This is a genomic window from Brevundimonas sp. (genome assembly GCF_047617075.1).
In the GTDB taxonomy this organism is placed as follows: Bacteria; Pseudomonadota; Alphaproteobacteria; order Caulobacterales; family Caulobacteraceae; genus Brevundimonas.
On sequence record NZ_JBLGCI010000011.1, the window covers coordinates 24,617 to 51,013 of the forward strand.

A 26,397-nucleotide genomic window follows, 5' to 3' on the forward strand; every position below is an offset into this window, starting at 1 on the left:
ATGTGTCCGTGGCGGTGTCGGAGTACGGGTCATGACGGCCGCCGAGTTGAGCGTCGTATTCTTTCTGCAGCTGGCCGTGATCCTGGCCGCGTGCCGGGTCGTGGGCTGGGCCGCGAAGCGCTGGCTGGGCCAGCCGCAGGTGGTGGGCGAGATGATCGCCGGGGTGATCCTGGGGCCGTCGCTGTTCGGCCTGCTGACGCCCGAAATCCAGGGCCTGCTGTTTCCCGAGGAGTCCCGGGACGTCCTGTATGTGGGCGCCCAGCTGGGTGTAGGCCTGTACATGTTCCTGGTGGGGCTGGGGTTCCGCACGGACCATTTTCTCAGTCAGGCCAAGAGCGCCGCGGCGGTGTCCTTCGCCGGGACGGCCGCCCCGTTCCTGCTGGCGGTGCTGATCACGCCCTGGCTGCTGAACACGCCGGGCCTGTTCAGCGAGCGGGCAACCACGGTCCAGGCCATGCTGTTCATGGGCGCGGCCATTTCCATCACCGCCTTTCCCATGCTGGCGCGGATCATCCATGAGCGCGGCCTGTCGGGCACGCCGCTGGGGACGCTGTCCCTGTCGGCCGGCGCCATCGGCGACGCGGGCGCCTGGATCATTCTGGCCATCGTGCTGGCCAGCTTCGGCGCGGGCGCGGGCATGGCCGTCACGGCGGTGGGCGGGGCGGCCCTGTTTGTGGTCTTCATGACCACCATCGGGCGGCGCCTGCTGGCGCGCCTTGGTGATCGGGCCCAGCGGGACGGCGGGGTCGGGCCAGGCCTGATGGCCGTGACCCTGATGCTGTTCGCCCTGTCCGCCTTCGCCATGGACGCCATCGGCATTCACGCGGTGTTCGGCGGCTTCCTGCTGGGCGCCGTCATGCCCAAGGGGCTGTTCGCCGAACAGGTGCGCAAGCAGCTTGAGCCGTTCACGGTGGTGGTGCTTCTGCCGTTGTTCTTCACCTATTCCGGCCTGAACACCCAGCTGACGGCGGTGGACAGCTGGCCGCTGCTGGTCATCGCCTTGGCGGTGCTGGCAGGCTCGGTGCTGGCCAAGTTCGGCGCCTGCTGGGCGGCGGCGCGACTGACCGGCCAGGACAACGCCACGGCACTGGGCATCGGCGCCCTGATGAATGCGCGGGGCCTGATGGAGCTGATCATCATCAACATCGGGCTGCAGCGCGGCCTGATCGGCCCGGCCCTGTTCTCCATTCTGGTGCTGATGGCCATCGCCACCACCCTGATGGCCTCGCCCCTGTTTGAGCGCGTCTATGGCCGCAGTGCCCGGGCGCGCGGCGAACTGGGCCGTCTGACTGACCCTGAACCCGACGCGCCTCCCGGCGCTGCAAGCGTAAGAGAGACATCATGATGAACCGTCGTCAGGCCCTCAGCCTGTCCGCCGCTGGTCTGCTGGCCGCCTGTCAAAGCGTTCCGGCGAGGGGGGCGGCCCTTCCGACGCCGTCCCTGCATCAGCTGGCCCGTGAAAAGGGCCTGCGCTTCGGCAGCGCGGTGGGCGCGGGGCGACCGGGCACGGTGACCGCGTCGTTCGACGATCCGCTCTATCGCGAAATCCTCGCCCACGAGTGCGGCGTGCTGGTGCACGAGAACGAGTTGAAGTGGTACGTGCTGCGCCCCGATGTGAACACCTACGACTATGCGCGGGCGGACCGGATCATGGACTTCGCCGCCCGGCACGGCATGGACGTGCGGGGCCACACCCTGGTCTGGCATCACCCCCAGTGGTTCCCGGAGTGGATCGAGACCCACGACTACGGCGCGCGCCCGGCGGCCGAGGCCGAGCGTCTGGTGGTGGAGCACATCAACGCCATCGTCGGCCGGTACGGTGATCGGATCGATTCCTGGGACGTGGTCAACGAGACGGTGGACCCGGCCACGGGCGGCCTGCGGCGCACGGCCCTGTCGCAGCATCTGGGCGATCAGGAGATCGTGGACCTGGCCTTCCACACGGCGCGGGCGGCGGCCCCGAACGCCCAGCTGGTCTATAACGACTACATGAGCTGGGAGGCCGGCCACGAGACGCACCAGGCGGGCGTGTTGCGGCTGCTGGAAGGCATGAAAGCGCGGGGCGTGCCCATCGACGCCCTGGGCGTGCAGAGCCACATCGGTTCGGGCAACAGCGACGATTCCGTCGGCTTCGACACGGCCCGGGAGGCCAACTGGCGCCGCTTCATGGACGAGGTGACGGGCATGGGCCTGGACATCGTCATCAGCGAGTTCGACGTGCACGACAAGAACCTGCCGGCGGACATCGCCTCGCGGGATCAGGCCATGGCCGAGCTGGCGCGGCGGTATCTGGACCTGATGCTCAGCTATCCCCAGACCAAGGACGTTCTGGCCTGGGGGATGATGGATTCCTATTCCTGGCTGCAGGAGAACTGGCCGCGCGCCGACGGCATCGCCAAGCGGCCGACACCCTATGACGCGAACCATCAGCCCAAGCCGCTGCGTCAGGCCATCGCCGACGCCTTCATGGCGGCCCCAGCGCGCTAGCCTTCTGTTCCGAGTCCCCATGCCCATCATCACCGCCGCCCGCACCATCGTCACCTGTCCCGGGCGCAATTTCGTCACCCTGAAGATCGAGACCGACGCCGGGATCAGCGGCGTGGGCGACGCCACCCTGAACGGGCGCGAACTGGCGGTGGACGCCTATCTGGCCGAGCACGTCATTCCCTGCCTGATCGGCAAGGACGCGCACCGCATCGAGGACATCTGGCAGTATCTGTACCGGGGCGCCTACTGGCGGCGCGGGCCGGTGACCATGACCGCTATCGCGGCGGTGGACATGGCGCTGTGGGACATCAAGGCCAAGGTGGCGGGGCTGCCGCTGTATCAGCTGCTGGGCGGCGCGTGCCGCGAGGGCGTGATGGTCTATGGCCACGCCAACGGCGAGACGGTGGACGAGACCGTGGCCCAGGCGGCGGACTATGTGGCCAAGGGCTACAAGGCGGTGCGTCTGCAGACCGCCGTGCCGGGGGTGAAGGGGACCTACGGCGTCTCGAAAGACAAGATGTTCTATGAGCCCGCCGACGCGGCCCTGCCGACGGAAACCCAGTGGGCGACCGAGCCCTATCTGAGGACCGCGCCGCAGCTGTTTGACGCGGCGCGCGAGGCGCTGGGTTGTGACGTGCATCTGCTGCACGACGTGCACCACCGACTGACGCCCATCGAGGCGGGACGGCTGGGCAAGGATCTGGAGCCTTACCGTCTGTTCTGGATGGAGGATGCGGTCGCGGCCGAGAACCAGGCCGGGTTCCGGCTGATCCGCCAGCACACCACCACCCCGCTGGCGGTGGGCGAGGTCTTCAACTCCATCTGGGACTGCAAGACCCTGATCGAGGAGCAGCTGATCGACTACATCCGCGCCACGGTGGTTCATGCGGGCGGGATCACCCACCTGCGGCGGATCGCGGCCCTGGCGGACCTCTACAAGGTGCGCACCGGGTGCCACGGGGCCACGGACCTGTCGCCGGTGGCCATGGCGGCGGCCCTGCATTTCGACCTGTCGATCCCGAACTTCGGCATCCAGGAATACATGCGCCACACCGCCGAGACGGATGCGGTGTTCCCCCATGCCTACAGCTTCGAAAGCGGCATGATGCATCCGGGCGAGGCGCCGGGTCTGGGCGTGGATATCGACGAGGTTTTGGCGGCGCAGCACCCATACCGCCCCGCCTGTCTGCCGATCGCACGCCTTCCGGACGGGTCCATGACCGACTGGTGAGACGCGCCCTGCGATGACGCCGGCGCCGTGCGCGCGGGCAAGGAGGAAGCATGACCCACGCCGTGGCTGACACGCCGCCAGGGCCCCCGCGCGCGCCCGGTCGAGGCAAGCGATACCGCTGGGTCATCTGCGCCCTGCTCTTCTTCGCCATCACCATCAACTACATCGACCGGTTGGTGTTCGGCGTGCTCAAGCCGGTGCTGGAGGTGGAGTTCGGCTGGAGCGAGACTGACTACGCCGACATCGTGTTCTGGTTTCAGGCGGCCTACGCCATCGGCCTGCTGGTGGTCGGACGGTTGATGGACCGGGTGGGGGCGCGCTGGGGCATGGGCCTGGCCATCGGCTTCTGGAGTCTGGCGGCGACCGTGCACGCCGGCGCGTCGTCGGTGATGCAGTTCGCCATGGCCCGTTTCGCCCTCGGCCTCGGCGAGGCCGGGGGCTTTCCCGGCGCCATCAAGGCGGTGTCCGAGTGGTTCCCCAAGCGGGAGCGGGCGCTGGCCACCGGCATCTTCAACGCCGGGTCCAATGTGGGCGCCCTGCTGACGCCCATCATTGTGCCGATCCTGGTGCTGGCCTTCGGCTGGCGCGCCGCCTTTATCGTCACGGGGCTGAGCGGTCTGGCGCTGATGGCGGTGTGGTTCGTCGTCTATCGCCGGCCGCAGGAGCATCCGAAGGTGAGCGCCGAGGAACTGGCGTGGATCGAGAGCGACGCGCCCGACGACGCGGGCGGGCGGATGACCTGGCTGCAGGCCCTGAAGCGGCGCGAGGCCTGGGCCTTCATCGTCGGCAAGTTCCTTACCGATCCGGTGTGGTGGCTGTTCCTGTTCTGGCTGCCCGACTTCTTCGCCAAGACCTATGACCTCAACCTTCTGACGTTCGGGCCGCCGCTGGTGGCGGTCTATCTGCTGGCCGACGTGGGCAGCGTGGGCGGCGGCTGGCTGTCGTCACGGTTGATCCAGCGAGGCTGGTCGGTGAACCGGGGCCGCAAGACCGCCATGCTGATCTGCGCCCTGTGCGTGACGCCCATCTCGATGGCTGTGTTCGCGGACAATCTGTTGGCTGCGGTGGCTGTGATCGGTCTGGCGGCGGCGGCGCACCAGGGTTGGTCGGCCAATCTGTTCACCCTGGTGTCCGACACCTTCCCGCGCCGGGCCGTGGGTACCGTGGTCGGGCTGGGCGGATTCGCCGGCGCCGTGGGCGGCATGTTCATCGCCAAGGTGGCCGGCTGGACCCTGGAGACCACCGGCAGCTACGTGCCCCTGCTGGCCTTCGCCAGCGTGACCTATCTGCTGGCGCTGGGAATCATCCATCTGCTGACGCCCAAGCTGAAGACGGTTCAGCCCGTCTGATCACAGGGCTTTCTCCGCCGGAGAATCCGCGCGACCATCCCCGCGAGCAATCGGGGGATGGTCCATGTGGGTGCTTCTGGGGATCGCGGTCGTGGTGGCCGGGTTCGTGCTGCGGCTCAATCCGCTGCTGGTGATCCTGGCCGCGGCCCTGACCACGGGCGTGGCCGGCGGGCTGGGTCTGGTGGAGACGGTCGAGGCGTTCGGGGCGGCGTTCAACGACAACCGCTACATCTCCATCGTCTGGCTGGTGCTGCCGGTGATCGGACTGCTGGAGCGGTCGGGATTGCAGGAGCAGGCGCGCATCCTGATCGGCAAGGTGCGCGGGGCCACCACGGGGCGTCTGCTGCTGGGCTATTTCGTGGCCCGCCAGATCACCGCCGCCCTGGGCCAGACCAAGCTGGGCGGGCATCCCCAAATGGTGCGGCCCCTGATCGCGCCCATGGCCGAGGCGGCGTCGGAGACGCGGCACGGGCCCCTGCCGGACGCCGTGCGGTTCCGTATCCGCGCCCATTCGGCGGCGGCGGACAACATCGCGCTTTTCTTCGGCGAGGACATCTTCATCGCCATCGCCTCGATCCTGCTGATCAAGGGCTTTCTTGAGCAGAACGGCATCATCGTACAGCCGCTGGAGCTGTCGGTGTGGGCCATTCCGACGGCCATCGTGGCGCTGCTGATCCACGGCACGCGGCTGGTCCTGCTGGACCGGCGGATCGCGGCGGAGGTGGCCAATGCGCCGCCCGCGCGCTCAAGCAGCCCGACGGGCGGTAGCGCCACTAAGGATGAGGATGTGGTCGAGGAGGCGGGCCGATGATCACGCTTCAGTGGATCTACATTCTGGCGGGCGCGGTGTTTGTCGCTTTCTCGGTGCTGAGCGCGGGGGATCGCGAGAACCCGAAGCGGTTCAAGAACACCGCCTTCTGGGGCCTGCTGGCCGTCAGCTTCCTGTTTGGCGGTTATTTCAGCGACCTGATGAACGGCCTGCTGGTGATCGGCCTGGTGCTGCTGGCGGGCATCGGCGGGCTGGGGCAGGGCAAGCCGCGCACCACCTCGCCGGAGGAGCGGGCGGACGCCGCCGTCAAATTCGGCAACCGGCTGTTCATTCCGGCCATGATCATTCCGGTGACCGCGCTTCTGGGCACCCTGTGGCTGGCCAAGGTGGAGATCGGCGGAACGCCCCTGTTCGACCCGCGCGATCCGACCCTGATCGCCCTGGGGCTGGGGGTCGTGCTGGCCATCGGCGTGGGCATGGCCATGCTGAAGCCGCCCATCATGGCGCCGCTGCAGGAAGGGCGGCGGCTGATGGACGCGGTGGGCTGGGCCGCCATTCTGCCCCAGATGCTGGCGGCGCTGGGCGCGGTCTTCGCCCTGGCGGGTGTGGGCGAGGTGGTGGGCGGGCTAATCGCCGACGTCATCCCCATGAACGCCAGCCTGATCGCGGTGGTCGCCTATTGCGTGGGCATGGCCCTGTTCACCGTCATCATGGGCAACGCCTTCGCCGCCTTTCCGGTGATGACCGCAGCGGTGGGGCTGCCGTTCGTGGTGTTCCAGTTCGGCGGCAACCCGGCCATCGTCTGCGCCATCGGCATGCTGGCGGGCTTCTGCGGCACGCTGATGACGCCCATGGCGGCGAACTTCAATGTGGTGCCGGCGAACCTGCTGGAGCTGCCCGACCGCAACGCCGCCCTGAACGGGGTCATCCGGGCCCAGATCCCCACCGCCCTGATGATGCTGGTGGCCAACATCGTACTCATGCAGTTCCTGGCGTTCCGCTTCTGATGACCAAACTGACCCCCGACATCGCCGCCCTGTACGCCCGCACCGCCCTGGGCCATGTGACGCGCGAATATCCCAACAAGATGGATCATGTGCTGGCGGGGCCGCAGGATGTGCAGGGGCCGCGTGCGCTGCACCCGATCTTCTTCGGCAGCTTCGACTGGCACTCGTGCGTGCACGGCTGGTGGACCCTGTTCACCGTGCTGCGGCTCTATCCCGAAATGGATGAGGCGGCGGACATCCGGGCGCTGGCGGACGCGCTGTTCACTGAGGCCAATGTGGAGGCCGAGCGCGCCTATCTGGACCGGCCGACCAGCCGGGGGTTCGAGCGGCCCTACGGCTGGGGCTGGCTGCTGGGGCTGGCGGCGGAGCTGGACCGGCATCAGACGGACGACGGGCGGCGATGGGCGGCGACGCTGAAGCCGCTTGCCCAAGCCTTTCGGGACCGGTTCATGGCCTATCTGCCGCTGGCCACCTACCCGGTGCGGGTCGGGACCCACTACAACACCGCCTTCGCCCTCAGCCTCGCGATGGAGTGGGGCGACGTCGAGCTGAACGCCCTGATCCGCCGCAAGGCCGCCGAATGGCACGGCGAGGACCGGGCCTGTCAGGCGTGGGAGCCGTCGCAGGACGAGTTCCTGTCGCCGGCCCTGATGGAGGCGGAGTTCATGCGGCGAGCCATGGCGCCGGACGCCTTCGCCGTGTGGCTGGACGGCTTCCTTCCCGGACTGGCGGCGGGCGCGCCCAAGACCCTGTTCACCCCCGCCAGCGTCAGCGACCGCACCGACGGCAAGATCGCGCATCTGGACGGACTGAACCTTTCGCGCGCATGGTGCTGGCGCGGGATCGCCGGGACGCTGGAGCCCGGCGACCCGCGCCGCGCCGTCGTCCTCAAGGCCGCCGACGACCACCTGGCCGTCAGCCTGCCGCAGGTGACGGGCGACTATATGGGCGAGCACTGGCTGGCCAGTTTCGCCCTTCTGGCCTTGCGGGCCGGACACTAACGGGAGGAGGACCCCATGCGCCTGAAGGCGATGATCGCGGCCAGTGTTCTGGCCTTGAATGTTAGCGCTAACGCATTTGCGCAAGAAGCACAGGAGGCGCCGGTTCCGCCGGTGCGGCTGAGCCAGGTCGGTTTCGAAACTGACGGCCGCAAGATCGCGGTGGCGGCCAGCGAGGCGACGACGCCGCTGGACTGGCGGGTGGTGGATGCCTCCGGCGCCGTGGCGGCGTCGGGGAGCAGCGAGCCGTTCGGCATGGACGACGCCTCGGGCCAAGCGGTGCACCGCATCGACTTCAGCGGCGTGACGGCTGCGGGCGAGGGCTACCGCCTGATCGTCGGGGAGATGGAGAGCCGTCCGTTCACGATCAGCGAGCGGCCCTGGGCCGGACTGGCGGCGGATGCGGCCAGCTATTTCTATCAGAACCGTAGCGGCATCGAGATTGCGGCGGCCCACGTGGAGCGGCCCGATCTGGCGCGCCCGGCTGCCCATGTGGACGAAACCCTGACGTGCTTCTCGGGCGAGGACATGAACGGGAATGTCTGGCCGGGGTGCGACTACTCCCTGAACGTCGGCGGCGGCTGGTACGACGCGGGGGATCACGGGAAGTATGTGGTCAACGGGGGCATCGCCCTGTGGACCTTGCTGAACGCTCACGAGCGGTTCGGGATGACCACCTTCGCGGACGGCGCCCTGGCCTTGCCCGAGGCAGGCAACGGCGTAGGCGACCTGCTGGACGAGGCGCGCTGGCAGATGGAGTTCATGCTGGCCATGCAGGTTCCTGACGGCGCCCGGCTGAGCGTGCCCGTGGGCCGGTTCGAACGCGGCGCGGCCCTGACCTTCACCGGGATCGACGCGGGCGGCATGGCGCACCACAAGGCCCACGACGTGCGCTGGACCGCCCTGCCCATGGCGCCGCACGACGATCCGGAGAAGCGCTTCCTCTATGCGCCGTCCACCGCCGCGACCCTGAATCTGGCGGCGACGGCGGCCCGGTGCGCGAGGGTCTGGCGCGAGGTGGACCCGGCCTTCTCGGCGCGCTGCCTGACCGCCGCCCGGCGCGCCTTTGCGGCCGCCGAGCGGAATCCGGAGGTCTACGCCGTCGGCTCATTCCACGGCGGTGGAAACTACGGCGACGAGGACGTCGGGGACGAGTTCTACTGGGCGGCGGCGGAGCTCTACGCCGCTACGGGTGAGCAGGCCTTTGCCGACCGTCTGCGGTCTTCGCTCCACTTCCCGGACGGACAAGGCGCAGCGGGCAACATCGCCTGGCCCGCCACGGCGAGCCTCGGGACCCTCACTTTGGCCTCGGTCGAGACGGGATTGAGCGATGAGGAAGGGAGTCACGTCCGCGCCGCGCTGATCGCCGCCGCCGACGGCTATCTCACGATCCGCGACGCGGAAGGGTTCGCCGTGCCGTTTGGAGAAGGGGATTACAACTGGGGCTCCAACGGAGACTTCCTGAACCGGGCCATGATCCTGGCCGTCGCCCATGACCTGACCGGTCAGGCGCGGTACCGCGAAGGCGTGGTGGACGTGATGGACTATGTGCTGGGCCGCAATGTGCTGGACCGGTCCTATGTCAGCGGCTGGGGCGCGCGGCCAATGATGAACCCCCACCACCGGTTCTGGGCGCACATGGCCGACCCGGCCTGGCCGCTGCCGCCGGCGGGCGCCCTGTCGGGCGGCGCGAACAGCCGCGCCATGACCGACCCGGTGGCCGAGGCGATGCAGGGCTCATGTGCGCCCCAGGCCTGCTGGGCCGACCACTTCGAGTCCTATGCCATGAACGAGGTGGCCATCAACTGGAACGCCCCGCTGGCGTGGGTGGCCGCCTGGCTGGATCAGTGAGCAGCCCGTCCTGATCGTCAGGACGGGCACACTGCGTCGCCCTCATTGGAGGCCAGCCGCACGTTTTCGAAGCTGATGGCGAAGGCGGATTCGGTGCTGAGGCCGAACGGTTCGGACACCTCGGACACATTCGCCCCGGCGTCACGCAGGCAGGACAGGCGGACCTTGATTTCGCGCCATTCGCCGATGGGCGCCTCGCCAAAAACGCCGGTCATGTCGATCCTGCCTTCGTCCAGCGTCAGGAACACAGGGCCCGTAGGCGCCGCGTCCACGCGGTAGCGGAAGCCGATGGCCATTTCGCCGTTTGTCTGGCGGGTCAGGTCCACCGGGGCGGCCGAGATATTGGCTACGCCGCCGTCGCTGGAGAACACCAGCGCCCGGGCCGATTCCTGGGCCGAGCCGTCGGCGGAGCGCACGGTCACGCCGTCGCGCGGGCTGGCGCCGGAAGCTTCCTGACCCAGCCGCCGCTCGCCGCCTGCGTCGCGCAGGGCCAGCGACCAGGGCGGGGTGAACCGGCCGTCTGTGAAGTAGCGGTCGGGGTTGGCGGCCGCCCCGGTGACCCCCGACTCCTCGCTGAGCTCCGGGACCTCGCCTGGCTGGGCGTAGGACAGGCCGTGGCCATAGGCGAACAGCGGATCATAGTCGGGATCGCCCGCGTTCAATGGCCCCTGCACCGCCGTGCGCGGCCAGGAGAAGGACAGGGTTCCGGTGAAGTCGTGGCGGGGCGCACCCTCCGCGTCGCCGATCAGCACGTCGGCGATTCCACCGCCCTCCGTGCCCGGCAGCCAGGCGGCCACGAAGGCGTCCGAGGCGTTGATCTCCGGATTGGTCCACATTGGCCGGCCCGACAGGAACACCGAGACGGTGGGGATGCCCTGGGCCTGCAGCGCGCGCAGGGTCTCCAGCGGCTCTTCGGGCACGAAGTCCAGATGCTCCACGTCGCCCTGGAACTCGGCGTAGGGCGTCTCGCCGAAGACGACGATGGCCACGTCGGGGCGAGTGTCGAATGATCCGTCCGCCGACAGGGTGGCCGCGCCGCCCGCCTCGCTCACGGCCTCCTCAATGCCTTCCCAGATGGACTGGCCGTTGGGGAAGTGTTCGCGCCGGTTGCCCGTGCCCTGCCAGGTGAGGGTCCAGCCCCCGGCCGCCTGACCGATGTCGTGGGCGGCCGCGCCGGCCACCAGCACATTGGCGTTCGCACGGATCGGCAGGACGCCGTCGTTCTTGAGCAGCACCAGCGACTGGCGCACCGCGTCGCGGGCCACGGCGCGGTGCTCGTCCGAACCCAGATGCTGGAACTGGCCTTCCAGCGCGCGGCTGGCCGGGCCTTCGGGCTCGAACAGGCCCAGCTTGACCTTCACGCGCAGTATGCGGCGCACGGCCTCGTCCAGCCGCGCCATGCCGATCTCGCCGGAGCGGGCCTGCTCCAGGGTGTTCTGGTACAGGGCGCGCCAGCTGTCGGGCGCCATGAACATGTCGATGCCCGCGTTGAAAGCGGCGGCGCAGCTTTCGTTGGAACAACCGGGGATCTGGCCGTGGGCGTTCCAGTCGGAGACCACAAAGCCGTCGAAGCCCAGAGGCCCGCGCAGCACGTCGGTCAGGATGGTGGGGTTGCCGGTGTGCTTGGCGCCGTTCCAGCTGGAGAAGCTGGCCATAACCGTCAGGATGCCGGCGTCGATGGAGGGCGGATAGCCCGCCGCGTGGATGTCGATCAGTTCGCGTTCGGTGATCCGGGCGTCGCCCTGGTCCGCGCCGTTCAGTGTGCCGCCGTCGGCTAGCCAGTGCTTGGCCGATCCGGCGATCCGTCCGGCCGCCAGCGGCTGTCCGGACTCCAGTTCCCCCTGCAGACCCAGGGTCACGGCGCCCGCATAGGACGCCACGATCTCGGGATGCTCGCCGTAACCTTCATAGGCGCGGCCCCAGCGGTCGTCCCGGGGCACGGCCACGGTGGGGCCGAAGGTCCAGTCGGCGCCCGTCACCGCCACCTCCAGCGCCGTGACCTCGGCGATGCGGCGGATCAGCTCGGGATTGCGCGCGGCGCCCAGGCCAATGTTGTGCGGAAAGAGGGTGGCCCCGACGACATTGTTGTGGCCGTGCACCGCGTCGATGCCGAAGATCAGCGGAATGGCCGTCCCGCCGCGCGCCGCCGCGGCCTCGCGGAACGCCACCGCCATATCCAGCCAGGCTTGCGGCGAGGCGTAGGCGTCGCCGCCCGGCTCGGAGTTGCCGCCCGCCAGGATCGAGCCCAGCGGATAGGTGGCCAGGTCTTCCGGCGTCATGGCCGAAACGTCCGCCTGAATGGTCTGGCCGACCTTCTCCTCCAGCGTCATGCGGCTCATCAACTCGGTGATGAAGGCCTCGGTCGCCGCGTCGGTGATGGCGTCCGGCGTCGCGCTGGTCGGCCAGATGGCCGGATCGGCGCGAGCGTCGTCAGGCAGGGGGATGTCCGCGCCGGACGGAACCGGGTCGGGCAGATCGACCGACTGGGCCGAGGCGCAGGCGGCGGCGGACAGGGCCAGGACGGCCGTGGTCGCGGTCAGGAAACGGCGGCTGTGGATCATCAGGACCTCCCCAGGACTGACATATCGTTTTCGTTCGTGCGCGTTGTTAAGCCGCATCACGATAGCGCTACCATCATTCATGTTGAATGCGGATACGGCAAACCTTCTTTTCATCGAAGACGGATCTGTCGGCTCCTTGGCGCCGGGAAATGCCTGTGAAATGGTAGCGATAACAAAAGGCGTCCCAAGGCGCTGATAATCGCCGCTGGGGCGACGGGAGGACGACCATGACGCGGGCCCTGCTCGCCGCGATGATCGCGGCCGCTCTGTTCCTGACCAACGCCGCCGGGGCGGCGAAGGCCGAGGACGGCTATGACCTGTGGCTGCGCTATCCGGCGGTGGAGGCGGGGGCGGCGGCGGATTACCGGGTGGCGGCGACCCAGCTGGTGGTCGCCGGGGAGTCTGCGAGCCTCGGTGTGGCGACGGACGAGCTGGAGCGCGGGTTGTCGGGGCTGCTGTCCGCGACCCCGGACCGGGCGGACGCGGTCAGTCGCGACGGGGCGGTGCTGGTGGGACGCGCGGAGGATGCGGCCATCGCGGCGCTGGGGCTGGACCTGTCGGGGCTGGGCGCCGAGGGCTATGTGATCCGCAGCTTGGAGGTGGACGGGCATGCGGCGACGGTGATCGCGGGCGGCGGGGACGCGGGGACGCTGTACGGGACGTTCCACTTCCTGCGCCTGATCCAGACGCGGCAGACGCTGACGGCGCTGAATATCCGCGAGGCGCCGGCGGTGGACCTGCGCCTGCTGAACCACTGGGACAATCTGGACCGGACGGTGGAGCGGGGATACGCGGGGCAATCCCTCTGGGACTGGCACAAGCTGCCGGACCATCTGGACCCGCGCTACACCGACTACGCACGCGCCAACGCCTCCATCGGGATCAACGGGACGGTCATCAACAACGTCAACACCGATGCGCTGAGCCTGACGGGGCCTTGGCTGGAAAAGGCGGCGGCGCTGGCGGATCTGTTCCGGCCGTACGGCATCCGGGTCTATCTGTCGGCGCGGTTCTCGGCGCCGGTGGAAATTGGCGGCCTGGACACGGCCGACCCGCTGGATCCGCGCGTGCAGGCCTGGTGGCGGGCCAAGGCCGATGAAATCTACGCCCTGATCCCCGACTTCGGCGGCTTTCTGGTCAAGGCCAATTCCGAGGGCCAGCCGGGGCCGCAGGATTACGGGCGCAGCCATGCGGATGGGGCCAACATGCTGGCCGATGCGGTGGCGCCCCACGGCGGCGTCGTCATGTGGCGGGCCTTCGTCTATTCGGATGCGGAGCCCACCGACCGGGCCATGCAGGCGTACGACGAGTTCGTCCCGCTGGACGGCCAGTTCCGGGACAACGTCATCATCCAGGTGAAGAACGGCCCCATCGATTTCCAGCCCCGCGAGCCGTTCCACCCGCTGTTCGGGGCGACGCCTGAAACGCCGCTGATGATGGAGTTCCAGATCACCAAGGAATACCTCGGCTTCGCCACCCACCTGGCCTATCTGGGGCCGTTGTATGAAGAGGTGCTGGACGCCGACACCCATGTGCGCGGGCCGGGGTCCACGGTGGCGCATGTGGTGGACGGCTCGCTGTTCGGCCACCGGCTGACCGGCATGGCGGGGGTGGCCAACACCGGCAGCGACCGCAACTGGTCCGGCTCCCAGTTCGATCAGGCCAACTGGTATGTGTTCGGGCGGCTGGCGTGGGATCCGGGACTGGGCGCCGAGGCGATCGCCCGCGAGTGGGCGGCCATGACCTTCACGCCCGATCCCGCCTTCGTGGAGCCGGTGGTTGAGATGATGATGGGCTCGCGCGAGGCGGTGGTGGACTACATGACGCCGCTGGGTCTGAACCACCTGATGGCCACGGGACACCACTACGGGCCGGGGCCGTGGGTGGACGACCTGCCGAGGGCGGACTGGAACCCCACCTATTTCCACCGGGCCGACGCGGACGGCATCGGTTTTGACCGTACCGCATCCGGCAGCGATGCAGTGAGCCAGTACGCACCCGAGGTCGCGGCGGGCTTCGCGGACCCTGAAAGGATCGATGAGCGCTTGCTGCTGTGGTTCCACCATCTGCCGTGGGACCATCCGATGCCGTCTGGATGGCCCCTGTGGGATGAGCTGGTGGCGCGTTACGACCGGGGCGTGGCGGCAACGGGCGAGATGCGCCGGACCTGGGCCGGGCTGGCCGATCATGTGGACGCGCGGCGTCATTCCGAGGTGGCAGACTTCCTGGCCATTCAGGAGGATGAGGCGCGGTGGTGGCGGGACTCCTCCATCGCCTGGTGGCGCAGCCTGAACGGCCTGCCCATGCCCGAAGGTCACGCGCCGCCGGCGCATGATCTGGCGCACTACGAGCGCCTGAGCTTTCCTCACGCGCCGGGACACTGGGACTGAGGTCAGGCCTTTCCGTAGCCGCCGCCGCCGGGCGTCTTGATGACGAAGACGTCGCCGGGCTCCATTTCGGCGAGGGCGGTTGAGGCCAGGTCTTCGGTGCGGCCGCCCTTGCGTTCGATGCGGTTGACGCCGGTGGCGCCCGGTTCGCCGCCGTTCACGCCGAAGGGCGCGACGCGGCGGTGGTTGGACAGGATCGAGGCGGTCATGGGCGCCAGGAACCGCATGCGGCGCACGGTCCCGTCGCCGCCCCGGTGCGCGCCGTCGCCGCCTGAGCCGCGCTGGATGGAGAATTCCTCCAGCAGCACGGGGAAGCGGCTTTCCAGCACCTCGGGGTCGGTCAGGCGGCTGTTGGTCATGTGGGTCTGGACGGCGGCCGTCCCGTCGAAGTCCGGCCCGGCGCCGGAGCCCCCGGCGATGGTCTCGTAGTACTGGCGCGCGTCGTCGCCGAAGGTGAAATTGTTCATGGTGCCCTGGCTGGCGGCCAGTACGCCCAGGGCGCCGTACAGCGTGTCCACCACGGCCTGGCTGGTCTCCACGTTTCCGGCCACCACGGCGGCGGGGTGGCGCGGGTTCAGCATGGAGCCTTCGGGCACGATCAGTTCGATGGGCTTGAGGCAGCCTTCGTTCAGGGGAATGGCGTCGTCCACCAGGGTGCGGAAGACGTACAGGACCGCCGCGCGGGTGATGGACAGGGGCGCGTTGAAATTGGTCGGGCGCTGGCCGCTGGTGCCGGTGAAGTCGACGGTCGCACGGCGTTCGGCGGGGTCAATGTTGATGGCCACGCGGATGACCGCGCCGTCGTCCATTTCATAGTCGAAGGCGCCAGGTTTCAGGGCGGCGATGGCGCGGCGCACGGCCGCCTCGGCGTTGTCCTGCACGTGACCCATGTAGGCGGCGACCACCTCGCGGCCGAACTCGTCCACCATGCGGATCAGCTCGTCGGCGCCGCGGGTGCAGGCGGCGACCTGGGCCATCAGGTCGGCCAGGTTCTGGTCGACGTTGCGGGACGGATAGCGGCCCGAGGCGAACAGGGCTCGGGTCTCGGCATCGCGCAGCTTTCCTTCATCGATCAGCAGGAAGTCGTCGATCAGCACGCCTTCCTCATCCACCGTCGTGGAGTTCGGCGGCATGGAGCCGGGGGTGGTTCCGCCCACGTCGGCGTGGTGGCCGCGCGCGGCGACGAAGAAGGCGGGGGTGTCGTCGCCCTCCAGAAACACCGGCATGATGACGGTGATGTCGGGCAGATGGGTGCCGCCGTTGTAGGGGGCGTTGAGCATATAGACGTCGCCGCGCCGCATGCCCCTTCCATCCGTGCGCTGGCGGATCACGGTGCGGATGCTTTCGCCCATGGAGCCCAGATGCACGGGGATGTGCGGGGCGTTGGCGATCAGGGCGCCGCCCGCGTCGAACACGGCGCAGGAGAAGTCCAGCCGCTCCTTGATGTTCACCGAATAGGCGGTGGCGCGCAGGGCCTCGCCCATCTGTTCGGCGCAGGCCATGAAGCGGCTGTTGAACACCTCCAGCAGGATGGGATCGGCCTCGGTCCCCAGGGCCGTGCGGGCGGGCAGGGGGACGACGCGTTTCAGGATCAGGTTGGCGTGGGCGTCCACCGTGGCGCGCCAGCCGGGCTCCAGCACCGTGGTGCCCGTGTCCTCCAGAATGATGGCGGGACCGTCCACGGCGGCGTCGGCGTCCAGATGCTCGCGGCGCCAGACCGGCGCCTCATGATCAGCGCCCGCCATGCGGACAGGGACGCGGGCGACCGGCTCGGCGGCGGTCGCGGCGGGCGGGGCCAGATCGCCGGCGCCCTGATCGGAGGCGGCGACGGCCTCGACCTCAAGCGTCTCCACCACCAGCGGCTTGCCCTCGGCCACGAAGCCGAAGCGGCGGCGGTGGGCGGCCCCGAAGGCGGCGGTCATGGCGTCGGCCGGGCCGAAGGCTACCGTCAGGGGCGTATCTGTTCCCGCGTATTTGATCTCGGCGCGGGGCAGGGTCTGCAGCGCCGATTCCGCAAAGTCCTGGGCGGTCAGCTCGGCGCGGGCGGCGGCGTCCAGATCAGCCACGCGCGCGGCCAGATCGGCGTCATGGTCGGGCGACAGTGGCAGGGCGGCGGTGGCCTGACGGATGGCGCGCACCTCGGCCAGACCCATGCCGTAGGCCGACAGCACGCCCGCGAAGGGGTGCAGCATCACCGTGGTCATGCCGAGCGCATCGGCCACCAGACAGGCGTGCTGGCCCCCCGCTCCGCCGAAGCAGTTCAGCGCATAGCCGGTGACGTCGTGGCCCCGGCTGATGGAGATGGCCTTGATGGCCTCGGCCATGTTCTGGACGGCGATGGCGACGAAGCCTTCGGCCAGATCGGCGGGGGCGAGGTCGCGGCCGGTCTCGGCCTTCACTTGATCGGACAGGGCGGCGAAGCGTTCGCGCACCACCTCGGCGTCCAGTGGTTGGTCCGCCTCGGGGCCGAACACGGCGGGGAAGAACTCGGGCCGCAGCTTGCCCAGCATGACGTTGCAGTCGGTCACGGTCAGAGGGCCGCCCCGGCGATAGGCGGCCGGTCCCGGCACGGCGCCGGCGGATTCCGGGCCCGCACGCATGCGGCCGCCCTCGAACCGGCAGATGGAGCCGCCGCCCGCCGCCACCGTGTGGATCGACAGCATGGGCGCGCGCAGCCGGACCCCGGCCACCACGGCGTCGGAGGTGCGCTCGTATTCACCGGAGAAATGGGAGACATCGGTGGAGGTGCCGCCCATGTCGAAGCCGATGACGCGGTCGAAGCCGGCCTGACGCGCGGTCTCGGCCATGCCCACCACGCCGCCCGCGGGGCCGGACAGGATGGCATCCTTGCCGCGGAAGGCGTCCGCCGCCGTCAGGCCGCCGGAGGACTGCATGAACAGCAGCGGGGCGTCGGGGCCCAGATCGGCGCCGACCCGGTCCACATAGGCGGCCAGCACCGGCGACAGATAGGCGTCGGCCACGGTGGTGTCGCCGCGCCCGATCAGCTTGATGAGGGCGCCCACCTCGTGGCTGACCGAGACCTGGGTGAAGCCGATCTCGCGCGCGATTTCGGCCACGCGCGTCTCATGATCGGTGAAGCGCCAGCCGTGGATCAGCACGATGGCCACGGCGCGGAAACCTTCGGCGTGGGTGGCGGTCAGGTCGGCGCGGATCTTCGCCTCGTCCAGCGGACGATCTACGGCGCCGTCCACGGTCAGGCGCTCGTCGACCTCGACCACATGGTCGTACAGCTGGTCGTTCAGTTTGATGTGGCGGGCGAAGATGTCCGGGCGGCTCTGCCAGCCGATCCGCAGGGCGTCGCCGAAGCCGCGCGTGATGGCCAGCACGGTGGGCTGGCCCTTGCGCTCCAGCAGGGCGTTGGTGGCCACGGTGGTGCCCATGCGCACGGCGTCCACCTGGCCTGCGGGCACGGGGCCGGGCGCCGCGTCCAGAATGCGGCGCACGCCCTCGGTGGCGGCGTCGGCGTAGCGCTCGGGGTTGTCGGACAGCAGCTTGGCGGTGGTCAGGGCGCCGTCCGGCGCGCGAGCGACGATGTCGGTGAAGGTGCCGCCCCGGTCGATCCAGAAGCGCCAGCCGCTCATGCCGCCACCTCCTTCATGGACACGGACGGGTCGGCCAGTCTGGCGCGGTCCACTGGGGTGGCTTTGGCGATCAGCTGCTTGCCCATCATGAACTCGGGCGGGGCGTTGACGGCCTCCACTGCGCGGACCCGATCGCCCTTCAGATGGAACACGGCGAACTTGGCCGCAGCCGGATCGCCGCGCACCAACACGTCGTCGGCCTCGAAGGGCAGGCCCGCGATCTGCAGTTTCACATCATACTGGTCGGACCAGAACCACGGCGTTTCCGGCGCGGGGTCAGGGCGGCCGGTGACGAAGGCGGCGACCTGTTTGGCCTGCTCCAGCGCATTGGGCACGCTTTCCAGACGGAACGAGCGGTCCTCGTAGAGGGGCAGGGGACGGTACGTCACATCGCCGATGGCGAAGATGGCGGGATCGGCGGTGCGAGTGTGATGATCCACCACGACTCCGTTCTCGCAGGGGATGCCCGCCGCGCGCGCCAGTTCGTCATTGGCGATGCCCCCGACGCCCACCAGCGCCACGTCGCAGGGTATGACGCGGCCGTCCTCCAGCCGCACGCCGGTGAGGACGCCGTCCGCATCCTCGAAGCCCGAGACGGCGGCGTTCAGCTCCACTGATACGCCGTGGCTGCGATGCAGATCCTGAAAGAACTCCGACAGAGGGCCGCAGGCGACCCGGGCCAGACAGCGGGATTCGCGCTCGATGATCACGGCCTCGGCGCCCAGGGCCCGCGCAGAGGCGGCGGCCTCCAGCCCCACATAGCCGCCGCCGACCACGGCCAGCCGCGCGCCGGGCTTCAGCACCGCCTTCAGAGCCTCGGCGTCGGCGAAGGTGCGCAGGGCGAGAACGCCCGGCAGGTCGGCGCCGGGAATCTCGAGGCGGCGGGCCCGCGAGCCGGTGGCCAGGATCAAGACGTCGTAGGGAACGGCCGATCTATCGTTGAGCGTCACGGTTCTGGCCGCGCGGTCGATGGCGGCCGCGGCGGTTTCGGTGCGCAGCTCGACAGTGTTCTCGGCGTACCAGGAGGCGGGGCGCAGCTGGACCGCCTCGATATCCGCCTCGCCCTTCAGCCAGGCCTTGGACAGGGGCGGACGCTGATAGGGAATGGCCGCCTCGTCGCCGATCAGGACGATGGGACCCTCATGCCCATACTGGCGCAGGAACGCCGCCGCCGAGCCGCCCGCATGGCCCGCGCCGACGATGACGATGCGGGCGTCGGCGGGATGGGCGGCGGTGTCGGTCATGGAGCATCCTTGCTGGGCGTTCGTCCGACATATGGCATCGACGGCGGGTCAGGCCAGCCCCGGGCATGCAACCTTGCGGACGGGCGGGCCGTAGCTTTGTTGACTGCGAAGAGGAGTCCGCCGTGAAATTCCCGTCCCGAAGGTCCATCGTCGCCGCCCTGGCCGGGCCGCTGGTGCTCGCGGCCTGTTCACCCGCTGACAGCGCCGAGGGCGCGGTTGTCGCCCAGACGCCGGCCGGCATGGAGACGGCGATCTTCGCCGGAGGATGCTTCTGGTCCGTGGAGCATCATTTCGAGCAGATTCCCGGCGTGGTCGAGGCCGTGTCCGGCTTCACCGGCGGGCGGGTCAGCAATCCCGGCTATCTCCAGGTGGTGCGCGGCGGCACTGGCCATGTGGAGGCCGTGCAGGTCACCTACGATCCCGAGCGGGTCAGTTATCGCCAACTGGTGGACGGCTTCTGGCGCAGCATCGACCCCACGGACCCGGCCGGGCAGTTCTGTGATCGCGGTTCCAGCTATGTGACGGCGGTGTTCGCGACGCCCGATCAGCGGGAAGCGGCCGAGGCGTCGCGGCGCGCGGCCCGGGCGGCGTTGGGCAATCCGGCGGTCTTCACGCCCGTGCGCGCGGCCCAGCGCTTCTGGCCGGCGGAGCGCACCCATCAGGATTACGCACGGCGCAATCCCGGGGCTTATCAGGCCTATGTGCGCGGCTGTCGCCGGGTCCAGGCCCTGCGCCGGGTATGGGGCGACGCCTGACCGCCGGGATCAGCCAACCACCCTTTGCGGACTGTGGTCAGGCCGACCTAAGCCCGTTTCAGCGAGGCCTTGGCGGCCGCTTCCACCGGAAGCACCTCCACGAACTGCTTGAGGGCGGTGGTCCAGTTCTCCAGCAGCCGGCGCGCCTTGGGCGAGCCGGTTTCGAGCGCATGTCGTTCGACTAGAGCCTTCAGCGCATCCGCCGACGCGCCCACCACCGGGCCCAGCACGACGGAGTCCGCATTGACGTGGGCCGCCAGATCGCCGTCCTCGTCCAGCACATGGACCCGCCCGCCGGACATGCCCGCCGCGAAGTTCCAGCCGACCCGGCCCAGGATCACCACCGCGCCGCCGGTCATGTACTCACAGCCATGGGCGCCGCAGCCCTCGATCACCGCCGTGGCGCCGGAGTTCCGGACCCCGAAGCGCTCGCCCGCCATGCCTGCCGCGTACAGGGCGCCGGAGGTGGCGCCGTACAGGCAGGTGTTGCCGACTATGGCCTGGCGCTCCATCCACTGGGTGGGGCGCACCACGATCTCGGCGCCGGACAGGCCCTTGCCCACATAGTCGTTGGCCTCGCCGTCCAGCTCGATCTTGAGCCCTTTCATGCCCCAGGCGGCCAGCGACTGGCCGGCCGAGCCGCGCAGCTTCAGGGTCAGGTGCCCGTCGGGCAGGTCCGAGCCGTATTTGCGCACGATGTGGCTTGAGGTGCGCGTGCCGATGGCCCGCTGCACATTGCGGACCGAATAGGTCAGTTGCATCTTCTCCCGCCGCTCCAGGAAGGGCGCCGCGTCGCGCACGATCTGGGCGTCCAGGGTGTCCGGCACGGGGTTGCGGCGGGCCTCGGGCCCGCGCCGGTCCTGCAATCCGCTGTCCACCCGCACAAGCAGCGGGTTCAGGTCCAGATCATCCAGCTCGGCGCCGCCGCGCGAGACCTGACGCAGCAGGTCGGTGCGGCCCACCGCCTCGTCCAGCGAACGCAGACCCAGCGAGGCCAGAACCTCGCGCGTCTCCTCGGCGATGAAGCTGAACAGATTGACCACCTTGTCCGCCGTGCCGGTGAACATGGCGCGCAGGCGCTCGTCCTGAACGCAGACGCCGACCGGGCAGGTATTGGAATGGCACTGGCGCACCATCAGACAGCCCACGGCGATGAGGCTGGCGGTGCCGATGCCGAACTCCTCGGCGCCCAGCAGGGCGGCGATGACCACGTCCCGGCCGGTGCGGATGCCGCCGTCGGTGCGCAGGCGCACGTGGTCGCGCAGGCCGTTCAGACCCAGCACCTGATGGGCCTCGGCCAGGCCCATCTCCCACGGCATGCCCGCGTGCTTGATGGAGCCCATGGCGGACGCGCCGGTGCCGCCGTTGTGGCCGGATATCAGGATGATGTCGGCTTTCGCTTTCGCCACGCCCGCCGCCACCGCGCCGATGCCGGCGGAGGAGACCAGCTTCACCGTCACCCGGGCCTCCGGGTTGATCTGCTTCAGGTCGTAGATGAGCTGGGCCAGATCCTCGATGGAATAGATGTCGTGGTGCGGCGGCGGGCTGATCAGACCCACGCCCGGCGTCGAATGGCGCATGCGGGCGATGAACTCGGTGACCTTGAAGCCGGGCAGCTGGCCGCCCTCGCCGGGCTTGGCGCCCTGGGCCACCTTGATCTCGATCTCGCGGCACTGGTTCAGATATTCGGCGGTGACGCCGAAGCGCCCCGAAGCCACCTGCTTGATGGCCGAGTTCGGGTTGTCGCCGTTGTTGCGCGGCTGATAGCGCTCCGGATCCTCGCCGCCTTCGCCCGAGACCGAGCGCGAACCGATGCGGTTCATGGCGATGTTCAGCGTCTCGTGGGCCTCGGGGGACAGTGCGCCCAGGCTCATGCCCGGGGTGACGAAGCGCTTGCGGATTTCGTTGACGCTCTCGACCTCGTCCAGCGGCGCGGGCCGGTCGGCCTCGCGGAAGTCCAGCAGGTCGCGCAGCGCAATGGACGGCAGCTCGCGGGCGCGGCGGGAATAGGCCTTGAAGCGCTTGTAGTCGCCGCGCGTGGTGGCGTCCTGCAGGCGGTGGATCATCTCTGCGTCCCAGCCGTGGGTCTCCTCCCCCGCGCGGATGCGGTGCGATCCGCCGATGCGCCGGGCCGGCCGGGGCGCCTCGAAGCCGCGCTTCGCCTTGCGCACCATCTGGGCCTCGATGCCCGCCAGGCCGACGCCGGAGATCCGTGAGACCATGCCGGGGAAGAACTCGTTGACCAGCGCCCGCGACAGGCCCAGCGCCTCGAACTCATAGCCGCCGCGATAGGCGGAGATGACCGAGATGCCCTTCTTGGCCAGGATCTTCATCAGGCCCGCCTCGACCGCCTTCTTGTAGTTCAGGCAGGCGTCGCGCAGCGTCAGGCCCGGATAGCGGCCCGCGTCCAGACGGTTCAGGAAGGTCTCCTGCGCCAGCCAGGCGTTGACCGCCGTGGCCCCGACACCCACCAGAACCGCAAAGGCGTGGGCGTCGATGGCCTCGGAGGTGCGCACCACGATGGAGACGAACGAGCGCAGGCCCTCGTCCACCAGCCGCGCATGAACCCCCGCCACGGCCAGGATCATGGGGATCAGCGGGCGGCCCGGGCCGATGTGTTCGTCGGTCAGCACGATCAGGGCGGCGCCGTCCCGGGCCGCCGCCACCGCCTCGTCACAGATGCGGTCCAGCGCCCGGCGCAGGGCCTCCCCCGGCTTGGCGCCCTCGTCTGGGGCAGGGAAGGTGCAGTCGATGTGGATGGTGGCGCCCGCGCCCACGGCCAGCAGCATGCGCTCGTACATGCCGGTGGTCAGGACCGGGGATTCCAGCACGAACACCCGCGTCTGGGTCTCGTCCTGGGCCAGGATGTTGCCCAGGTTCTTGAACCGGGTCTTCAGGCTCATGGCCCCCGCCTCGCGCAGGGAGTCGATGGGCGGATTGGTGACCTGGGCGAACTGCTGGCGGAAATAGTGGCTGAAGGGCCGGTCCTGATGGGACAGCACCGCGGGCGGGGTGTCGTCGCCCATGGAGCCCACCGCCTCCTTGCCGTCGGCGGCCATGGGGTCCAGCAGGCTCTCGATGTCCTCGTCGGTCCAGCCCACGGCGGCCTGGGCGCGGACCAGGGCCTCGCCGTCCAGACGGCGCGGCTCGTCACCGGGGCCGATCATGGGCTCCAGCTCCACCATGTTGTCCAGCCACTCGGCGTAGGGGTGATCCTCCGCCAGACGGTCGATGGTCTCGGCCTCGTCGTAGAAACGGCCCGCCTCCAGATCGACGCAGATCATGCGGCCGGGGCCGATGTGGCGGCGCTCGGCGATGCGCTCCTCGGCCACACCGGTCATGCCCGCCTCGGAGCCGCAGATCAGCAGGCCGTCGGTGGTGATGGCAGCGCGCAGGGGGCGCAGGCCATTGCGGTCCTTGCCCGCCACGACCCAGCGGCCGTCGGTGGCGCAGATGGCGGCCGGGCCGTCCCACGGCTCCATCACCGCATTGCAATAGGCGTAGAGCGCCTCGTGCTCGGGCTTCATCAGCCCGGGCAGGCGCGCCTCGGGGATCAGCAGGGCCTTCACCATGGGCGCGGGGCGTCCGGCGTGGACCAGCACCTCGAAGACGTTGTCCAGGGCGGCGGAGTCCGAGCCCGAGGCCTGGATCACCGGCTTGACCGTGGCGTCGTCGGCGCCGAACGCGTCAGCGGTCATGCGGATTTCGTGGCTGCGCATCCAGTTGGCGTTGCCGCGCAGGGTGTTGATCTCGCCGTTGTGGGCCAGCATGCGGAACGGCTGGGCCAGCCGCCATTCCGGGAAGGTGTTGGTGGAGTAGCGCTGGTGGAACAGCGCCACCGGCGCCTCCATGCGCGGGTCGGTCAGGTCCGGATAGAACTCGTCCAGCGCCTCGGCCAGCATCATCCCCTTGTAGATCACCGAGCGGGCCGAGAGGGAGCAGACATAGAACTCGGCCAGACCCTTGGCCTGGGCGCGCTTTTCGATGCGGCGGCGCAGCAGGAACAGGGCCCGCTCCAGCGCCTCGCCCTCCAGCCCCTCGGGGGGCGCCAGCATGATCTGTTCGATCTCGGGCCGGGTCGCGGCGGCGCGCTCGCCCAGCACCTCGATGCGGTGGGGCACCTGACGCCAGCCGTACAGATAGAACCCGGCCTTCAGAACCTCGCTCTCGACCAGGGTGCGGGCGCGCTCCTGCGCCCCCAGATCGGTGCGCGGCAGAAACACCTGGCCCACGGCGATGGGGCCGGGGCGGGGGGTGTGGCCGGTGTCGCGCACCTGGGCCTCGAAGAAGGCGCGCGGCATGCCGATCAGGATGCCGGCTCCGTCGCCGGACTTGCCGTCGGCGTCAACGGCGCCCCGGTGGAAGATGGCCTTCAGGGCCTTGAGCGCGAGTTCAACAACTTCTCGGCGCGGCTGGCCGTCCAGGGCGGCGACCAGACCCACGCCGCAGGCGTCACGCTCGGACGTGGGCTCATAGGCGTTCGCCGCCGCCAGGGCGTCGCGCTGGGCCTGATAGTGCTTGGGGTCGAACGTCATGCCGCAACGGAGTCCTGATTACGCAGCCACTGGTCGATCTCGGCGGCGGCGTCCTGTCCCTGCCGCACGGCCCACACCACGAGAGAGGCGCCGCGCACGATATCGCCCGCCGCGAACACGCCGGGCACGGTGGTGGCGAAGCCATGGGCGGCGACGCGCAGGGTCTTCCAGTCGGTCACCGCCAGATCGTCGGCGTCGAAGATGACAGGAAGGTTCTCCGGTTCAAAGCCCAGGGCCTGGATGATCAGATCGGCGGGCAGGTCGAACTCGCCGCCGGGCACTTCCTCGACCGTCCAGCGGCCATCCAGCGTCGGGGCCGACAGGGCCATGCGCGCCGCGCGCAGGCCGGTGACGCCGTCCGAGCCGCCCAGCACGGCCTTGGGCGCGGCCAGCCATTCGAAGCGGACGCCTTCCTCCTCGGCGTTGGTGGTCTCGCGGGCGCTGCCGGGCATGTTGTCCCGATCGCGGCGATAGACGCAGGTGACCGAGGTCGCGCCCTGGCGCACGGCGGTGCGCACGCAGTCCATGGCCGTGTCGCCGCCGCCGATCACCACCACCCGCTTGCCCTCGGCATTGAGGGGGCCGTCGTCGTAGGCGGCCACGGCGTCGCCGAAGCCCTTGCGGTTGGACGCGATCAGATAGTCCAGCGCCGCCACCACGCCGGTGGAGCCGCAGCCGGGCGCCGACAGCCGTCGGGCCTGATAGACGCCGGTGGCCACCAGCACCGCGTCGTGGGACGCGCGAAGGTCGTCGAAGGCGATGTCCTTGCCGATGTCGGTGTTGAGGCGGAATTCCACCCCGCCCTCGATCAGGCGGTCCACCCGGCGGGCGACCACATGCTTCTCCAGCTTGAAGCCGGGGATGCCGTAGGTCAGCAGGCCGCCGGCGCGGTCGTGGCGGTCGTAGATGGTGACGGCGTAGCCCGCGGAACGCAGACGGTCGGCGGCGGCGATACCAGCCGGCCCCGCGCCGATGATCCCGATGGAGCGGCCCAGTTCAGAGAGCGGACGGATGGGCGAGACCCAGCCGTTGTCGAACGCCTGGTCGCCCAGCCATTTCTCGACCGACCCGATGGTGACCGTCTCCCAGCCGGACTGTTCCAGGGTGCAGGCGCCTTCGCACAGGCGGTCCTGCGGACAGATGCGGCCGCAGATCTCGGGCATGGCGCTGGTGGCCTCGGACAACCGCCAGGCTTCCTCGACGCGGCCCTCGGAGGCGAGGCGCAGCCAGTCGGGGATGTTGTTCTGAAGCGGACAGCCGGACTGGCAGAAGGGCACGCCGCACTGGGCGCAGCGGCTGGACTGTTTCGTGCCTTCAGCGACCCGGAACGAGGCGTAGATCTCGTCGAAATCGCGTACGCGTTCAGACGCGGCGGTCTTCGCAGGACCGGCGTGCGGAACGGTCACGAACTTCTGGTTCGCGTCAGCCAAAACAAAACCCTCTCGCAAGTGCGGGCGAAGACCCTATGAGGAGAGGTCTTTTGACGCAATAAATTAGCCGCAAGCAAGCGGCGATCGCGTGAATTTGGCAACAATTGTGCTCCGACCACGGCAAAGCCTCTTGCGCATTTCGCAAATGCGTTAAACAGTTCGCACCTGCGGGATAACCAACCAGGGGGAAT

15 protein-coding genes are annotated in these 26,397 nt (G+C 69.5%); 10 read left to right on the forward strand and 5 right to left on the reverse strand.

From position 1 onward, the window contains the following. Positions 1 to 31: 31 nt before the first annotated feature. The 8 genes from ACI8U3_RS11690 to ACI8U3_RS11725 all read left to right on the forward strand — a co-directional run bounded on the left by ACI8U3_RS11690 (position 32) and on the right by ACI8U3_RS11725 (position 9,692). Positions 32 to 1,345, forward strand: coding sequence for a cation:proton antiporter (locus ACI8U3_RS11690; RefSeq protein ID WP_415015052.1), 1,314 nt, complete (start codon positions 32 to 34; stop codon positions 1,343 to 1,345). Beyond that, positions 1,342 to 2,487 carry an endo-1,4-beta-xylanase gene (locus ACI8U3_RS11695; RefSeq protein ID WP_415015053.1) on the forward strand — a complete coding sequence of 382 codons (1,146 nt, stop codon included), beginning with the start codon at positions 1,342 to 1,344 and terminating at the stop codon, positions 2,485 to 2,487. Before ACI8U3_RS11690 ends, ACI8U3_RS11695 begins: the two co-directional genes overlap by 4 nt. Positions 2,488 to 2,506: 19 nt before the next feature. Then, positions 2,507 to 3,718: a D-mannonate dehydratase ManD gene (manD, locus tag ACI8U3_RS11700; RefSeq protein WP_415015054.1), complete on the forward strand. Its 1,212-nt coding sequence runs from the start codon at positions 2,507 to 2,509 to the stop codon at positions 3,716 to 3,718. Between the two features lie 50 nt (positions 3,719 to 3,768). Continuing rightward, positions 3,769 to 5,067, forward strand: coding sequence for an MFS transporter (locus ACI8U3_RS11705; protein WP_415015055.1), 1,299 nt, complete (start codon positions 3,769 to 3,771; stop codon positions 5,065 to 5,067). A 64-nt stretch (positions 5,068 to 5,131) separates the two neighbouring features. Continuing rightward, entirely contained in the window at positions 5,132 to 5,878 is a 747-nt protein-coding gene (locus ACI8U3_RS11710; RefSeq protein WP_415015056.1) for a DUF969 domain-containing protein, read from the forward strand. Continuing rightward, positions 5,875 to 6,843: a DUF979 domain-containing protein gene (locus ACI8U3_RS11715; protein ID WP_415015057.1), complete on the forward strand. Its 969-nt coding sequence runs from the start codon at positions 5,875 to 5,877 to the stop codon at positions 6,841 to 6,843. The genes ACI8U3_RS11710 and ACI8U3_RS11715 overlap by 4 nt, the downstream gene beginning before the upstream one ends. Continuing rightward, positions 6,843 to 7,844, forward strand: coding sequence for a DUF2891 domain-containing protein (locus ACI8U3_RS11720; protein WP_415015058.1), 1,002 nt, complete (start codon positions 6,843 to 6,845; stop codon positions 7,842 to 7,844). The genes ACI8U3_RS11715 and ACI8U3_RS11720 overlap by 1 nt, the downstream gene beginning before the upstream one ends. 15 nt (positions 7,845 to 7,859) lie before the next feature. Continuing rightward, positions 7,860 to 9,692 carry a glycoside hydrolase family 9 protein gene (locus ACI8U3_RS11725; protein ID WP_415015059.1) on the forward strand — a complete coding sequence of 611 codons (1,833 nt, stop codon included), beginning with the start codon at positions 7,860 to 7,862 and terminating at the stop codon, positions 9,690 to 9,692. 17 nt (positions 9,693 to 9,709) lie between these two features. On the opposite strand, the gene ACI8U3_RS11730 is transcribed toward ACI8U3_RS11725, so the two are convergent. After that, positions 9,710 to 12,253, reverse strand: a complete 2,544-nt coding sequence (locus ACI8U3_RS11730) for a glycoside hydrolase family 3 protein (protein WP_415015060.1) — start codon at positions 12,251 to 12,253, stop codon at positions 9,710 to 9,712. 227 nt (positions 12,254 to 12,480) lie between these two features. Here ACI8U3_RS11730 and ACI8U3_RS11735 point away from each other — a divergent pair, with 227 nt between their 5' ends. After that, a complete protein-coding gene (locus ACI8U3_RS11735) occupies positions 12,481 to 14,643 on the forward strand; it encodes an alpha-glucuronidase family glycosyl hydrolase (protein WP_415015061.1) in 2,163 nt (720 codons plus the stop codon). 2 nt (positions 14,644 to 14,645) lie between these two features. On the opposite strand, the gene ACI8U3_RS11740 is transcribed toward ACI8U3_RS11735, so the two are convergent. Both ACI8U3_RS11740 and ACI8U3_RS11745 read right to left on the reverse strand, forming a co-directional pair. Further along, positions 14,646 to 18,242 carry a hydantoinase B/oxoprolinase family protein gene (locus ACI8U3_RS11740; RefSeq protein WP_415015062.1) on the reverse strand — a complete coding sequence of 1,199 codons (3,597 nt, stop codon included), beginning with the start codon at positions 18,240 to 18,242 and terminating at the stop codon, positions 14,646 to 14,648. Beyond that, positions 18,239 to 19,486: an NAD(P)/FAD-dependent oxidoreductase gene (locus ACI8U3_RS11745; RefSeq protein ID WP_415015063.1), complete on the reverse strand. Its 1,248-nt coding sequence runs from the start codon at positions 19,484 to 19,486 to the stop codon at positions 18,239 to 18,241. The genes ACI8U3_RS11740 and ACI8U3_RS11745 overlap by 4 nt, the downstream gene beginning before the upstream one ends. A 122-nt stretch (positions 19,487 to 19,608) precedes the next feature. On the opposite strand from ACI8U3_RS11745, the gene msrA reads away from it, so the two are divergent. Beyond that, positions 19,609 to 20,241, forward strand: coding sequence for a peptide-methionine (S)-S-oxide reductase MsrA (gene msrA / locus ACI8U3_RS11750; protein ID WP_415015064.1), 633 nt, complete (start codon positions 19,609 to 19,611; stop codon positions 20,239 to 20,241). A 47-nt stretch (positions 20,242 to 20,288) separates the two neighbouring features. Here msrA and gltB read toward each other — a convergent pair whose 3' ends face one another. Continuing rightward, entirely contained in the window at positions 20,289 to 24,776 is a 4,488-nt protein-coding gene (gene gltB, locus ACI8U3_RS11755; protein ID WP_415015065.1) for a glutamate synthase large subunit, read from the reverse strand. Then, the gene (locus tag ACI8U3_RS11760) at positions 24,773 to 26,206 is read right to left on the reverse strand and encodes an NAD(P)-dependent oxidoreductase (RefSeq protein ID WP_415015066.1); all 1,434 of its coding nucleotides are present in this window, start codon (positions 26,204 to 26,206) and stop codon (positions 24,773 to 24,775) included. The genes gltB and ACI8U3_RS11760 overlap by 4 nt, the downstream gene beginning before the upstream one ends. Positions 26,207 to 26,397: the final 191 nt, after the last annotated feature.

Excerpts from the sequence above, each read along its gene's own strand:
- ACI8U3_RS11720 (WP_415015058.1), top strand. The coding sequence starts at position 6,843 with ATGACCAAACTGACCCCCGACATCGCCGCCCTGTACGCCCGCACCGCC.
- ACI8U3_RS11725 (WP_415015059.1), top strand. The coding sequence starts at position 7,860 with ATGCGCCTGAAGGCGATGATCGCGGCCAGTGTTCTGGCCTTGAATGTT.
- ACI8U3_RS11745 (WP_415015063.1), bottom strand. The coding sequence starts at position 19,486 with ATGACCGACACCGCCGCCCATCCCGCCGACGCCCGCATCGTCATCGTC.
- ACI8U3_RS11695 (WP_415015053.1), top strand. The coding sequence starts at position 1,342 with ATGATGAACCGTCGTCAGGCCCTCAGCCTGTCCGCCGCTGGTCTGCTG.
- ACI8U3_RS11710 (WP_415015056.1), top strand. The coding sequence starts at position 5,132 with ATGTGGGTGCTTCTGGGGATCGCGGTCGTGGTGGCCGGGTTCGTGCTG.
- ACI8U3_RS11715 (WP_415015057.1), top strand. The coding sequence starts at position 5,875 with ATGATCACGCTTCAGTGGATCTACATTCTGGCGGGCGCGGTGTTTGTC.
- ACI8U3_RS11690 (WP_415015052.1), top strand. The coding sequence starts at position 32 with ATGACGGCCGCCGAGTTGAGCGTCGTATTCTTTCTGCAGCTGGCCGTG.
- gltB (WP_415015065.1), bottom strand. The coding sequence starts at position 24,776 with ATGACGTTCGACCCCAAGCACTATCAGGCCCAGCGCGACGCCCTGGCG.
- ACI8U3_RS11740 (WP_415015062.1), bottom strand. The coding sequence starts at position 18,242 with ATGAGCGGCTGGCGCTTCTGGATCGACCGGGGCGGCACCTTCACCGAC.
- ACI8U3_RS11735 (WP_415015061.1), top strand. The coding sequence starts at position 12,481 with ATGACGCGGGCCCTGCTCGCCGCGATGATCGCGGCCGCTCTGTTCCTG.
- ACI8U3_RS11705 (WP_415015055.1), top strand. The coding sequence starts at position 3,769 with ATGACCCACGCCGTGGCTGACACGCCGCCAGGGCCCCCGCGCGCGCCC.
- manD (WP_415015054.1), top strand. The coding sequence starts at position 2,507 with ATGCCCATCATCACCGCCGCCCGCACCATCGTCACCTGTCCCGGGCGC.
- ACI8U3_RS11730 (WP_415015060.1), bottom strand. The coding sequence starts at position 12,253 with ATGATCCACAGCCGCCGTTTCCTGACCGCGACCACGGCCGTCCTGGCC.